The 13591-nt window shown below is 69.5% G+C and carries 11 protein-coding genes; 6 read left to right on the forward strand and 5 right to left on the reverse strand.

Translation table 11 applies throughout. The annotated features are described in order from the left end of the window. Both E1288_RS20550 and E1288_RS20555 read right to left on the reverse strand, forming a co-directional pair. A partial coding sequence (locus E1288_RS20550) for a sensor histidine kinase (RefSeq protein ID WP_235883694.1) occupies positions 1–1056 on the reverse strand: 1056 nt, incomplete at its 3' end. A gap of 266 nt (positions 1057–1322) precedes the next feature. Next, positions 1323–1949 (reverse strand): superoxide dismutase, encoded by a 627-nt coding sequence (locus E1288_RS20555; protein WP_132487497.1) that lies wholly within the window; start codon positions 1947–1949, stop codon positions 1323–1325. A 165-nt stretch (positions 1950–2114) separates the two neighbouring features. Here E1288_RS20555 and E1288_RS20560 point away from each other — a divergent pair, with 165 nt between their 5' ends. Next, positions 2115–2918, forward strand: a complete 804-nt coding sequence (locus E1288_RS20560) for an SAM-dependent methyltransferase (RefSeq protein WP_132487499.1) — start codon at positions 2115–2117, stop codon at positions 2916–2918. A 99-nt stretch (positions 2919–3017) separates the two neighbouring features. Next, positions 3018–4130 (forward strand): acyltransferase family protein, encoded by a 1113-nt coding sequence (locus tag E1288_RS20565; RefSeq protein WP_132487501.1) that lies wholly within the window; start codon positions 3018–3020, stop codon positions 4128–4130. A 35-nt stretch (positions 4131–4165) separates the two neighbouring features. Here E1288_RS20565 and E1288_RS20570 read toward each other — a convergent pair whose 3' ends face one another. Beyond that, positions 4166–5533, reverse strand: coding sequence for a S28 family serine protease (locus E1288_RS20570; protein WP_132487503.1), 1368 nt, complete (start codon positions 5531–5533; stop codon positions 4166–4168). Between the two features lie 148 nt (positions 5534–5681). On the opposite strand from E1288_RS20570, the gene E1288_RS20575 reads away from it, so the two are divergent. Continuing rightward, positions 5682–6077, forward strand: a complete 396-nt coding sequence (locus tag E1288_RS20575; protein ID WP_132487505.1) for a PPOX class F420-dependent oxidoreductase — start codon at positions 5682–5684, stop codon at positions 6075–6077. 160 nt (positions 6078–6237) lie between these two features. Here the strand turns inward: E1288_RS20575 and E1288_RS20580 are convergent, their stop codons facing one another. Next, positions 6238–7188, reverse strand: a complete 951-nt coding sequence (locus E1288_RS20580; protein WP_207954456.1) for a coiled-coil domain-containing protein — start codon at positions 7186–7188, stop codon at positions 6238–6240. A 268-nt stretch (positions 7189–7456) separates the two neighbouring features. Then, complete coding sequence (locus E1288_RS20585; RefSeq protein ID WP_132487509.1) at positions 7457–8032, reverse strand: TetR/AcrR family transcriptional regulator; 576 nt, start codon at positions 8030–8032, stop codon at positions 7457–7459. A 441-nt stretch (positions 8033–8473) separates the two neighbouring features. Here E1288_RS20585 and E1288_RS20590 point away from each other — a divergent pair, with 441 nt between their 5' ends. The 3 genes from E1288_RS20590 (at position 8474) to E1288_RS20600 (ending at position 13530) form a co-directional block, all read left to right on the forward strand. After that, positions 8474–9967: an aldehyde dehydrogenase family protein gene (locus E1288_RS20590; protein ID WP_132487511.1), complete on the forward strand. Its 1494-nt coding sequence runs from the start codon at positions 8474–8476 to the stop codon at positions 9965–9967. 443 nt (positions 9968–10410) lie between these two features. Continuing rightward, positions 10411–11961 carry an APC family permease gene (locus tag E1288_RS20595; protein WP_132487513.1) on the forward strand — a complete coding sequence of 517 codons (1551 nt, stop codon included), beginning with the start codon at positions 10411–10413 and terminating at the stop codon, positions 11959–11961. 21 nt (positions 11962–11982) lie between these two features. Further along, positions 11983–13530 carry a GMC family oxidoreductase gene (locus E1288_RS20600; RefSeq protein ID WP_132487515.1) on the forward strand — a complete coding sequence of 516 codons (1548 nt, stop codon included), beginning with the start codon at positions 11983–11985 and terminating at the stop codon, positions 13528–13530. Positions 13531–13591 lie beyond the last annotated feature (61 nt).

Raw genomic sequence — 13591 nt, forward strand, 5'->3', positions numbered from 1 at the left:
GACAGGTTCCGGCCGGGGCTGGGTGATCAGCTGCCGGGGGATCAGGACGACGACGCCGGTTCCGCCGCGCGAGGACGACCGGAAGGAGACGGTCAGGCCGTGCTTGCGGGCCAGCTGGCCCACCACGGCGAGCCCGAGCCGGGTGCCCGACATCGCGGCCAGGTCCAGCGGTTCCGCCGACACGGCGCGCTCGGCGCGGGCCAGCGCGGCGGGGCTCATGACCAGGCCGCTGTCCTCGACCGTGACGATGACGCCGGTGTGGAGCTCCTCCACGTAGACGTGGACCTCCTCCGCCGGCGGCGAGAAGCGGGTGGCGTTGTCCATCAGCTCCGCGAGCGCGTGCATGACGCCTTCCGCGGCGTAACCCACCACCGCGACCGTGCTGGTGGAATGCAGCCGGACCCGCTGGTAGGAGCTGATCCGGCCCATCGCGCCGCGCAGCACGCTCTCCATCACGATCGGCTTGGTCCAGCGGCGGCCGGAGCGGGCGCCGGTCAGCACCGCGATGCTGTCCGCGAGCCGCCCGGCCTGCGCCGTGCTGTGGTCCAGCTTCAGCAGGTCCGCGAGCACGTCCTCGTCGTGCCGGTTCTCCATCTCGCGGAGGTCGGCGAGCGTGCTGGTCGCCAGCGCCTGCATGCGACCGGCCGCGTTGGCGCAGGTGGCCATGGCCGCGGCGCGCATGCGTTCGCCGGTGGCGACTTCCTGCGCCACGGCCCGGATGACGCGCTGGTGCGCGACGTCGAAGGACGGCGCCGCTTCGGCGAAGGCGGCGTCCGCGGCGACGCCGCTGCGAATCCGGTGCGCCAGGACCGGAAGCGCCTCACCGGCGAGCCTGGCGCGCTCCGCGTCGAGCGCCGCCGAGTCCGCCCGCGCCTGGCGCGAAAGCTGCGCCACACCGATCGCGACGGCGATCGCGGCGGACAGCAGGAACGAAAGGACGCCGCCGTACCAGGCCACGAGCGCCTGGCTGCCGACCGGTGCGGCGAGGGACACCCACAGGCAGGCGCCGCCGGTGACGACCAGTGCGGCCAGAAAAGCGAGCAGCGGCGGCCGCACTCCTCGACGGTGAACGGAGACGCGGGTCGGCATCAAATGAGGTCCTAAGTGGCCGGTCGGTAGCGGGGCTGAGCTGGCGGACTCGCCATCGGTCCACGATCGTATCCGAGCCTGCATTCGGAAAACTCACAGTTGGATGACATTTCCGGGGCTGGTTGCCACGGCGCCGATCCGGAGCCGGACGCACGACGGGGCCGTGCGTGGTTTGTGCTGCCATGGCGACACAAAACACGCACGGCCCTGAAACCGATGTCCTGCTCTACCCGTCAGGGAAGGAGCAGGCCGTTCTTGCCGGCGCGGGCGTCGGCGAAGCGCTTGGAGACCTCGTCCCAGTTGACGACGTTCCACAGGTGCTTGACGTAGTCCGCCTTCACATTGCGGTACTGCAGGTAGTACGCGTGCTCCCAGATGTCGAACACCAGCAGCGGCGTCGTCGCGATCGACAGGTTCGAGTGGTGATCGCGCAGCTGCTGGGTGATCAGCCGCTGACCGACCGGATCCCAGGCCAGCACGCCCCAGCCGTTGCCCTGGATCGTGGTCGACACCGCCTCCAGCTGCGCGCGGAACTTGTCGAACGAGCCGAAGTCCTCGTCGATGGCCGCCGCCAGCTCGCCGGTGGGCTTGTCCCCGCCGTTGGGCGAGAGGATCTTCCACCACACCAGGTGCAGCGAGTGCCCCGCCAGGTTGAACGCCAGCGTGGTCTCCAGCCCCACGATGGAGGAGAAGTCGCCCTTCTCCCGCGCCTCGGCGATCTTCTCCACCGTGTCGTTGGCGCCCTTGACGTACGCCGCGTGGTGCTTGCTGTGGTGCAACTCGTTGATCTCACCGGCGATCGCCGGCTCCAACGCCGCGTAGTCGTAATCCAACTCCGGCAACACGTACTGCTGCGCCATTGTCCTCATCCCTTCGGCCGATCATCTGCGATCGACGAAAGTCTCAAACTTCAAGCGCGCTGCAGGTCAATGACACGATGGTGGTGTTCTCGATCACGTTTCACCCTGTTCGCCCGATGTTCGGCCGACTACGCTCCGCTTCCTGCACGGTTACCCGGAGGAATCATGTCGGCACACGGCCAGCTCCCGCAGGACCTCGACCCGGACCGCCCCAGCGGCGCCCGGGTGTACGACTTCTTCCTGGGTGGCGGCAGCAACTTCGCGGTCGATCGCGAGCTGGGCCGGCGCGTGCTGTCGGTGGCCCCGGACATGCGGCTGAGCGCGCTGGCCAACCGCGCCTGCCTGCACCGGGTGATCCGGATGTGCCTGGCCCAGGGCGTGCGGCAGTTCCTCGACGTCGGCTGCGGCATCCCGTCGATCGGCCCCCCGCACGAACTGGCCCAGCGGCTCGACCCGACCGCGCGGGTGGTCTACGTCGACAGCGAGCCGGTCGCCGTGACGCACGGCGAACTCGTCCTCGAGGGCAACCCGAACACCGCCATCGTGCAGGCCGACCTGCGCGACATCGACGGCGTGCTGGCCGCCGCCGACGTCCGGCGGCTGCTCGACCGCGACCAGCCCACGGCGGTGCTGATGTTCGCGGTGCTGCACCACGTCCCCGACCGCGACGACCCGTCCGCCCTGATCCGCGCCTACCTGGAATCCTTCGCGCCCGGCTCGTTCCTCGCGCTGACCCACCTGACGGCCGACCACGCGCCGGAGATCATGCGAGCCGTGTTCGACCTGCTGCCGACCGATCCGCATCCCGGGAAGTCGCGCAGCCGGGCCGAGTTGGAAGCCCTGCTGACCGGACTCGACCTGGTCGATCCGGGCGTGGTGCCGATCGCGCAGTGGCGCCCGGAGCGGGGCGATCTCGACCTGCAGCCGACGGCGCCGCTCGGCTACGCCGCCGTTGTGCGGAAGCCGTGACCAACCCGGCAGGATCCGGCGAACCGGCCGTGATCAAATCGATCAGAATACGGTAATAATCAGACAAAACTCCCTGGTACGGTGGCGGGCGTGCCCGAGATGACTACTGCCAGAACCCGTCAAACCTCGGGCCGGAGCACTCGCAAGATCAGCTGGGACGTGGTGCGGACCGGCTGCGTGGTGCTCGTCATGTGCTACCACTCGACGTTCCTCGGCACCTTCCTGCACTCCGAGATGACGCCGCGCGACATCGTCTTCCCCTACCAGGTCGGCGCGAGCCTGCTGCTGGTGATCTCGGCGTACTTCGCCTGCGTGACCATCGGCCGTGGCACCGTGCTGCGCTACTGGTGGGGCCGCATCGCGCGGCTGCTACCGCCGTTCCTCGGCGCGGTCGTGGTGATCTTCGTGGTGATGCGCTGGTCGGCGATCGAGGGCTGGTTCTACCCGAGCTTCAACGACCTCTGGTGGAACCTGCTGATGCTGTGGAACTGGAAGCCGGCGGACTACTGGTTCATCGACGGATCGCACTGGACGGTCCCGCTGCAGCTGATGGGCTTCACCGCGGCCGCGCTGCTGTTCCGCACCAGGTGGGGGCACGGACGGCGAATCATCGCGGTGCTGTGGGCGGCCGTGCTGGTGCCGATCGCGCAGTGGCCGATCCGGGTGGCCGACAAGTCCGAGCTGTACCGCACGATCGTCGACGGCATCGGCGTGCACCGCTGGCACCTGTTCGTCGCCGGGGTGGCGATCTGGCTGTGGTCGACGCGACGCATCCACCTGCTGCACTTCGCGGCGATGCTGGCGGCCTGCATGCTCGGCCAGGCGCTGCACAACTACAGCGAGACGCCGGAGGGCCTGATCGCCGACTGGGGCTCGACGGTCGGGGTGTGCATCGGCATGGTCGTGGTGGCGCTGACGGCCTTCGGGCCGGACTGGAACCGGTTCGTCCCGGGGTGGCTGGCCGGCCGGATCACGTGGTTCGCCGGGATCTCCTACGGCGTTTTCCTGGTGCACCAGACCATCGGCTACATCGTCATGAAGAAGCTCGACGAGGTCGGCGTCAACCCGCTGCTGCAGACCGCCGCGATGCTGGTCATCGGCACCGCGCTGGGCTGGGCGCTCACCCGCGTCGTCGAGCGCCCGACGCACAAGTTCCTGATGCGCGCCTACGACTCCCTGGCCGGCCGCCGCACCCGGTCGAGCGAAGCGTGAGGGGTGCCCCGAGCCGGTGAGACGCCCCTCGCGCGTCAGATCGGGCGCTGCGTCGTGGGCTCCGCGTCGAGCGGGGTGAGAACGCGGGCGGGCGCCTGGACGCCGGCCCAGCGGCGGACCGCCGCTTCCGCCTCGACTCGCTGCTGATCGGGCAGGCCCTCGATCTTGGCCCCGTGGTTGCCGCCCGGCACCAGGTAGCTGTAGGAGTCGGCGGTGCCCTGGCCGAGCTCGAAGGGCTCCGCGCTCCACGGGTCGCGCTCGCCGTTGACGAACATCAGCTCCGCTCCCCTGCTGCGCACCCACGCGTCGATCTGCCGCATGACGCCCGGTTCGAAGCTCATCGGGATGTCGCGCGACACCAGGTTGCGGGGCTGGCTGAGCTCGCGGTGGTGCAGCAGGTCGGCCAGCGGCTCGTCGGAGACGCCGGGCCAGCCGAGCTGGGTTCCGGCCTGGTAGTAGTACGGCGCGTACGGCTCGATGCCCTGGTCGGTGTAGAAGGAGAACTGCACGGTCTCGTCGAAGAACGCGTAGATCTCGTCGGTGCTCGCGGTGGTCGCCGGGACCTTGCCGCAGTCCTGCTGGCCGCGGTACTGCCAGAACGCGAACGGCGCGTCGAGCACGACCATCTCCAGGCCCCGGTCGATGTCCCCGATGATCCGGTCGAAGGTCAGCCCCTCGGCATCGGCGTAGGCGCGGAACTTCGCGAGCATCTCGTCGCGCCGGACCAGCGCCTCGCGCTGCACCGCGAGCAGCGCGCCGCGGCAGGCCGGGTCGGTGCCGACCGAGGCCAGGAACTCGTCGTAGACGTCCCGGTCGTTGTCGACGTCGTTGGGCGCCACGTAGGCCACCGTGCCTGCCACGTCGCCGGGGTAGAACCGGCGGTGGTAGACGGCCGTCATGCCGCCCTTGCTGGCGCCGGTGGTGAGCCATTCGCGCTGGTAGACGGACTTCAGCGCGGCGATCACCCGGTGCTGGTCGGTGGCCGCCTGCCAGATGTCCAGGTCGCTCCAGTCGGCGGGGTCGGGCCGGGACGGGGTGAAGAACCGGTGCTCCAGGTCGACCTGGTTGCCGTCGACCAGCCGCGTCGGCTCGGTGCGGGCGGTCCGGCTCGGTAGCTCGTACCCGCTCGTGTAGAGCACCGTGGGCCGGTCGAGGTCGCGGTGCAGCAGGGTCAGGCGCTGCTGGAACTGCCCGGCTTCCGGGTGCCGGTGGTCGTCGGGCTGGGTGAAGGTCAGGTCGAACAGCCGGAATCCCGGCTCGGTGGGCCGTTCGCCGACGACGGTCAGCCCTGGCACCGCCGCCAGCCGCTCCCCGATGTCGTCCGGCGGAGCCGCGCCCACCGGCGTCCCGACGAGCAACATCCCGCACACCACCGCGAAGGTGACCAGACCGCGCCAGTTCATTCCGCCTCCTGCTGGGCCCGAGATCAGGCCGAACCTAGTTCCACCGGGCGGCAGCGGGAAGGCTGCGGCGTGTTCTCGCCGTTTCCCGCTGCGCCAGCTGGAATCCTCGCGGCAGGTAACGAGAACCGCCTCCCGGAAGGAAGAATCGATGCCGAAGGAAGACCTGCCCGCGGACGTGCAGGAGCTGCTGTCGCGCCCGAACCCGGCGGTGATCGCCACCGTCAACACCGCGGGCGCGCCGGTCTCGGTGGCCACCTGGTACCTCTGGGACGGCGGAAAGGTGCTGGTCAACATGGACGCGGGCCGGGAGCGGCTGAAGCACCTCCGGGCCGATCCCCGGGTGTCGCTGACGGTGCTGGACGGCGACAGCTGGTACCGGCACGTCAGCTTGCGCGGCCGGGTGATCGCCTTGGAGGACGACCCGGACCTGACCGACATCGACCGGCTGGCCCGGCACTACACCGGCGAGCCGTACCCGGTCCGCGACCGGCCGCGGATCAGCGGCTGGATCGAGGTGACCTCCTGGCACAGCTGGGGCGGCTGACGGCCGGCAGAATCGCGCAGGCAGCGGTGAACGGCCCGTTCACCCCGAAAGACGGAGCAAACGGGCCGTTCACTCCACCACGCACCCACCGCCGACCCGAAACGAACGGACCGTTCACCTCGAAAGACGGCACCAACAGGCCGTTCACTCCTTCAGCCGATCAGGCCGTGGCGGCGGCGTCCGCCTCCTGGGGCACCGGCTCCTCGTCGCGCTGCTTGGGCACGTTCACGTCGCCGGACGGCACCTGTCCACTGTGGACCACCTCGGCGACGTAACCGTCCGCCTCCTCGCTCCCCGCGCCGGCCTCCGTCGCCGCCAACAGCGGCTCCGCCGTCGCCAGCACCTGCTGCGCAGCCCGGACCCGCTCCGCGACGTCCTGCCGCATCCGCAGCATCGACTCGGCGTAGTCGTCCGCCTCGCGGATCAGCCGCTCGGCCTCGGCGGTCGCTTCGCGGACCCGCCGCTGCGCCTCCTCGCGGCTCTTCTGCTCGCGCTCGGCCTGGATGCGCATCGCCTCTTCGCGGCGCGCCGCCATCGACACCTCGAAGTCGTGCTCGACCTGGGTGCGCCGCTCCTCGGCCTCGGTGTCCAGCCGCCGGCGGCACTGCTCCGCCTCGCGCGCCATCGCCTGGACCTCTTCGCGGGTGCGCGTCAGCATCTCGCCGCGCTGCTGCTCGGACTGGCGGCGCCACTCGTCGGCCTCGGCGACCAGCTTCTCGTAGCGTTCCCGGAGCTCGGCGGCGGCCTGCTCGGAGCGCGCCCACTCGTGCTCGGACGCGGCCTGCGCGGCGGCGACCACATCGTTCGCCTCGTCCTGCGCGAGCCGGACCATCCGGCGTAACCGGTCGGTCAGCGCGGCGGCGTCGATCGGCGTGCGCGCCTGCTCGTCGAGCTGCTCCTTGAGCGACTCGATCTCGGCTCGCGCCTGGTCCAGCTGCGCCGACAGGTCGCCGACCTGGCTGAGCGCCGAATCCCGGTCCTCCGTGATGAGCCTGATCTCGTTCTCGGTCTGCTGGATGTAGAACTTCACCTGCGATCGGCGAAACCCGTACCACACTGTGTCGAAATCCGACTTCAGCGGCACTAGTTCGCGGTCTTCGTTGTGCCCCACGGTCTCACCCCGCTCGATTGATCAACTTTGCTGGGAGCGAGCCACGCCCCGACGCGGCAAGTCCGTTGTACACCTGGAGAACGTCCCCGCGATGTGCTCCGCCGGACTGAAATCCGCCGGAGTGCACGCGCGGACGCGAGGTGCCACGGATCGCTGCGCCCATTGTCGCCCGCAACGGCGATCGAGATCAACTGCCCGGAATCCGGTGCAATGCAACGGTCATCGGATGTTGACCATCCGGTCACCGGGGCGGAATTGCCTGCTGGAATCAGGTTTTCGCGCCCGGACCGAGCACCCGGCGGAATATCGTCTCGATTTCATCTCGGCTCGGCACCGATTCCCGGACGATTCCTTGCAGCAGCAAACCGCAGAACAGAACGGACAATGCACGCCCGGTGGCCGGATCGGTGTAGGAGGCGAACAGCTCGGCCAGCGCGGTGTCCCATTCCTGGCTGACGCCGCGCAGCGCCGGCTTGTGCAGCGAGGCGATGTAGAGCTCGTGCTCGACGGCGGTCTGCGGCCGGGCCGGGCCGAGGTAGTGCAGCACCAGGTCGGTCAGCGCGACGGCGAGATCACCGCCGCACTCCAGCCGCTCGGCCCACTGCCGCAGGTGCTCGACGTCGTCCTCGGCGGCCTGTCGCAACGCGCTCGCCAGCAGGTCGTCGAGCGTCGCGAAGTAGTAGGTGGTCGACCCCAGCGGAACACCGGCCGCGGCCGCGACGGCACGGTGCGTGAGCTTCTCCACCCCGCGCTCGGCGACGACCGTGATCGCGGCGCGGGCGATGCGCTCGCGGCGGGCCGGGTCCTTGCGGCGGGCGGCGGGCGCGGGCTGGGTGGTCGACATTCGCTTCGGCGTTCCTCCCGTGAACTCCACAACGGTGTCCAGCGTGCCATGTTGACCACCCAGCGCGATGCGGTCCAGGTCACCGGAACGGCGTTCCGCCTGTTCATCACGACTTTTTCGGCGATTCATGCCGGGGCCGCAGCCCCGATGATGTACAGATGTACAGGACCGGTGTTAGGGTCTTCCGCGGCACTGCGCCGGGACACAAGCGTTAACCCGCCACCGAATGGACCGCCAGGAGGTGAATTCCGCGACTCGCGGGTCGATCGGTCCCCATTCGGCGAATAGCGCGCCGCCGCGCTTACCGGCGGCGCAATCGGCGAACGCGTTTTAGTGTGGCGGAGCGAATCGGATCGCGGCCATGTGCACACCGGTACCAGAAGTGCGCAGCGGTGCGGTTCCGGCGCGAAAAGCACAATCGACATCACGGGGAAACGAGCCATGTCGCACGCAGAGAATTCGACAGCCTCGCTGTTCATTGATGGCGAGTGGACGTCGGCCGCCGACGGCCGAACCCGCGAGATCCGCTGCCCCGCCGACGGCTCGCTGGTGGCCACGGTCGCCGAGGCCGGGCCGGCCGACGCCGAGCGGGCCATCGCCGCCGCGCGCCGCGCCTTCGACGACGGCGCCTGGGCGAACACCTCACCGTGGGAGCGCGGCGACTTGCTGCTGCGGGTAAGCGACATCCTGCAGCGGGACAAGGCGGAGTTCGCCCGCGCCGAATCGCTGGACACCGGCAAGCGGCTGGTCGAGAGCGAATTCGACATGGACGACATCACCGCGTGCTTCCGGTACTTCGGCAAGATCGCCGGCACCGACGCGGGCCGCCTCGTCGACACCGGATCGCCGGACGCGATCAGCCGCGTGCAGTACGAGCCGGTCGGCGTGTGCGGCATGATCACGCCCTGGAACTACCCGCTGCTGCAGGTGGCCTGGAAGGTCGCCCCGGCGATCGCGGCGGGCAACACCTTCGTGCTCAAGCCCAGCGAGCTCACCCCCAGCACCGCGATCCTGCTGATGCGGGCGCTGACCGAGGCCGGGCTGCCCGCCGGGGTCGGCAACCTCGTGCTGGGCACCGGCGCCGAGGCCGGCTCGGTGCTGGCCGAGCACCCGGACGTCGACCTGGTGTCGTTCACCGGCGGCCTGCACACCGGCCGCAAGATCTCGGCGGCCGCGGCCGCGACGGTGAAGAAGGTGGCGCTGGAACTCGGCGGCAAGAACCCGAACGTCGTGTTCGCCGACGCCGACTTCGAGACCGTGGTGGACTACGCGCTGACCGCGATCTTCCTGCACTCCGGGCAGGTCTGCTCCGCCGGGGCGCGGCTGATCGTGCAGGACGAGCTGCACGACGCGCTGGTGGACGAGATCGTCCGCCGCGCCGAGCGGATCCGCATCGGCGGGCCGTTCGACTCCGACGCCGAGACCGGGCCGCTGATCTCCGCCGCGCACCTGAAGAAGGTGGACGACTACGTGGCCAAGTCGGTCTCCGAAGGCGCCGTGCTGCGCACCGGCGGCCGCCGCCCCGAGGGCGAGCGCTACGCGAACGGTCACTACTACCTGCCGACCGTGCTCGACGAGGTCAAGCAGGGCAGCTACGCGGTCAACGAGGAGTCCTTCGGACCGGTGCTGACCGTCGAGCGCTTCACCGACGAGGACGACGCGGTGCGCATCGCCAACGACACCTACTACGGCCTGGCCGGCGCGGTGTTCACCGGCGATCCGGGCAAGGCCCAGCGGGTGGCCAACCGGCTGCGGCACGGCACCGTCTGGATCAACGACTTCCACCCCTACCTGCCGCAGGCCGAATGGGGCGGCTTCAAGCAGTCCGGCATCGGCCGCGAACTCGGCCGCGCCGGCCTCGGCGAGTACCAGGAAGCAAAGCACGTCTACCAGAATCTGCGGCCCGGACCCCAGAACTGGTTCTCCGGAGAATAAATGACAGTGAGCTGGTCGTTTTGCGCAGGTGGTCCCGTAGCGGAACCTCAGACACCGCCTCGACTGCGGGATCCCCGACTTGTGTATGACCAATACGCGGCATCGGGGCTGTCCTCGCAGAGAGCCCCTTACGGGGTGGGCACAGTCTGAGAACCCGCGGGTGGTCGATCTGCGTAGGTGACCAAAAGCTGCTTTGCCGCTTGCCTGACGCCAACTGCGGTCAGCACTTCGCACGTTGCAACCCACCCAACTCACAAGGAGGAGGAACGTCTCCCCGCGGCGGTGACCGAGCCACCGCCGCGGGAACCGCGCGGCCGATCGGGCCGCGCTTTAGCTCGAAACCGCCGCCGTAGGCGGTGTTCTTCGCGCGACGCAAACAACCACCCGATTCGTTCCCCTCCCCGCATCCGGCGGGCGGGGAGGATCGGGAAAGGAGTCGGGGCATGAGCGCGCCCAATTACGACGCCGAGCTCAACGAGTTCGGCTACACCAACAAACTGAAGAGAAGCCTCGGCGGATTCTCCACCTTCGCCGCCGGGATCAGCTACATCTCGGTGCTCACCGGCACCTTCCAACTGTCCTACTTCGGCCTGTCCTTCGGTGGCCCCGCCTACTGGTGGTCCTGGCCGATCGTGTTCGTCGGGCAGTTGCTCGTGGCGTTGAGTTTCGCCGAGCTGGCATCCCGGTACCCGATCGCGGGTTCCATCTACAACTGGGCGAAGAAGCTCGGTGGTCAGCACGTCGGCTGGCTGGCCGGCTGGATGATGCTGCTGGCCTCCATCGTGTCGATCTCGGCCACCGCGCTGGCCTACCAGAACACGCTGCCGCAGATCTGGTCCGGCTTCCAGCTCGTCGGCGACGGCAGCACCGGCACCGAGCAGGCCGTCAACGGCATCTTGCTGGCCCTGGTGCTGATCCTGTTCACCACGCTGGTCAACGCCTTCGGCGTGAAGCTGATGGCCCGGATCAACAGCGCCGGGGTGTTCATCGAGCTGGTCGCCGCGGTGCTGCTGATCGTCGCGCTGGCGCTGGTCGTGGTGAACCCGCCGACGATCGTGTTCGACACCAACGGCACCGAGTCCGCCTTCGGCGGCAACTACCTGAGCGCGTTCCTCGTCGCCGGGATCGCCTCGTCGTACGTGATGTACGGCTTCGACACCGCCGCCTCGCTGGGCGAGGAGTCCATCGACCCGCACCGCAACGCGCCGAAGGCGATCCTGCGGGCGCTGATCGCCTCGTTCATCCTCGGCGGCCTGATCATCCTGCTCGGCCTGATGGCCACCAAGGACTTCTCGGCGCCGCAGCTGGCCGAGAGCGGCCTGCAGTTCGTGCTCAACGACGCGCTGGGCCCGCTGGTGGGCCGGCTGTTCCTGCTGTCGATCTTCGTGGCGATCACGGTCTGCGTGCTGGCGGTGCACACCGCGGCGATCCGGATCGCCTTCGCGATGGCCCGCGACAACGCGCTGCCCGCCGGTTCGCTGCTGGCGCGGGTGAGCCCGCGCTTCCAGACGCCGATCGTGCCGGCCGTGGTCATCGGCGTGCTCGCGGTGGCGCTGCTGGTGGTCAACGTCGGGCAGCCGCAGATCTTCACCGCGGTCACCAGCCTGGCGATCATCCTGATCTACATCTCGTACCTGCTGGTCACCGTGCCGATGCTGGTCGCACGGCTGCGCGGCAAGTGGTCGGTGCCGCGGGACGAGGCCAAGCGGCAGGGCCGGTTCAGCCTGGGCAAGCTCGGCCTGCCGATCAACATCCTGGCCGTCCTCTGGGGCGTGGGCATGACGGTCAACCTGGCCTGGCCGCGCCGCGAGGTCTACAACGCCGAGCCGCCCTACCACTGGTACCTGCAGTACAGCTCGGTGCTGTTCGTCGGAGTCGCGGCGGTCGGCGGGTTCGCGTACTACTGGTTCGTCCAACGCCACAAGGTCGGCGTGCTCGCAGACCACGCCGCCCGGTCCACCTCGGACGACGACACGACCAGCCCGGTTGCCTGAGCGGAAACGGAGTTTCGATCCATGACTGACCAGTTCGACTACGTCGTGGTGGGCGGCGGCAGCGCCGGCGCGGCGGTCGCCGCGCGGTTGTCCGAGGACCCGGACGTCACCGTGTGCCTGCTGGAGGCCGGGCCGTCCGACGTCGGCGACAAGGCGATCCTGGAGCTCAATCGCTGGATGGCGCTGCTGGAGTCCGGTTACGACTGGGACTACCTGATCGAACCGCAGGAGAACGGCAACTCGTTCATGCGGCACGCGCGGGCCCGGGTGCTCGGCGGCTGCTCCTCGCACAACTCCTGCATCGCGTTCTGGGCCCCGGCCGAGGACCTCGACGAGTGGGAGTCGATGGGCGCCACCGGTTGGGGCGCCAAGGACATCTTCCCGCTGTACAAGCGGCTGGAGACCAACGACGGGCCGGGCGAGCACCACGGCCGCAGCGGCCCGGTGACCATCCGCAGCGTCCCGCCGGAGGACCCGTGCGGCGTCGCGCTGCTGGAGGCCTGCGCCCAGGAAGGCATCCCGACCACGGAGTTCAACTCCGGCAAGACCGTGCTGCACGGCGCCAACTGGTTCCAGATCAACGCGCGGGAGGACGGCACCCGGTCCTCGTCGTCGGTGTCCTACCTGCACCCGAACCTGGACCGGCCGAACCTGGAGATCCGCACCCAGGCGTGGGCCAAGAAGGTCACCTTCGACGGCACCCGGGCCACCGGCGTGCAGTACCTGGACGCGGACCTGATCCACACCCGCACGGTGACGGCGCGCCGCGAGGTGGTGCTGTCCGCCGGCGCCATCGACACCCCGAAGCTGCTGATGCTCTCCGGCATCGGGCCGTCCGAGCACCTGCGGGAGTTCGGCATCGACGTGCTGGTCGACTCCCCCGGCGTCGGGTCCAGCCTGCAGGACCACCCGGAGGGCGTGATCAGCTGGGACGCCAAGCAGCCCATGGTCACCGACTCCACGCAGTGGTGGGAGATCGGCATCTTCACCACCACCGAGCCGGGCCTGGACCGCCCGGACCTGATGTTCCACTACGGTTCGGTGCCCTTCGACATGCACACCGTGCGCCAGGGCTACCCGACCTCGGAGAACAGCTTCTGCCTGACCCCGAACGTCACCCGCGCCCGGTCCACGGGCACGGTCCGGCTGCGCAGCCGGGACTTCCGGGACAAGCCGAAGGTGGACCCGCGGTACTTCACCGACCCGCACGACATGCGGGTGATGACCGAGGGCATCAAGCTGGCCCGCAAGATCGTGGCGCAGCCGGCGATGCGGGACTGGGCGGGCGCCGAGCTGTTCCCCGGCCCGGATGTGCGCACCGACGACGAGATCGCCGACTACCTCAAGCGCACCCACAACACCGTCTACCACCCGTCGGCGTCGGTGCCGATGGGCGCCGAGGGCGACCCGACGAAGCCGCTGGACCCGCGCCTGCGGGTGAAGGGCGTGCAGGGCCTGCGCGTGGCGGACGCCTCGGCGATGCCGTTCCTGGTGGCGGTGAACCCGAACATCACGACGATGGCGATCGGCGAGAAGTGCTCCGACATGCTCAAGGAGGACAACCGCTGATCCGGTGAACGTCGCCTGCCGACTCGGCAGGTGCGTGGGCCGGTGCCCCACCCCGGGCTTC

This window comes from Saccharopolyspora elongata, assembly GCF_004348985.1.
Taxonomy (GTDB): Bacteria; Actinomycetota; Actinomycetes; order Mycobacteriales; family Pseudonocardiaceae; genus Saccharopolyspora; species Saccharopolyspora elongata.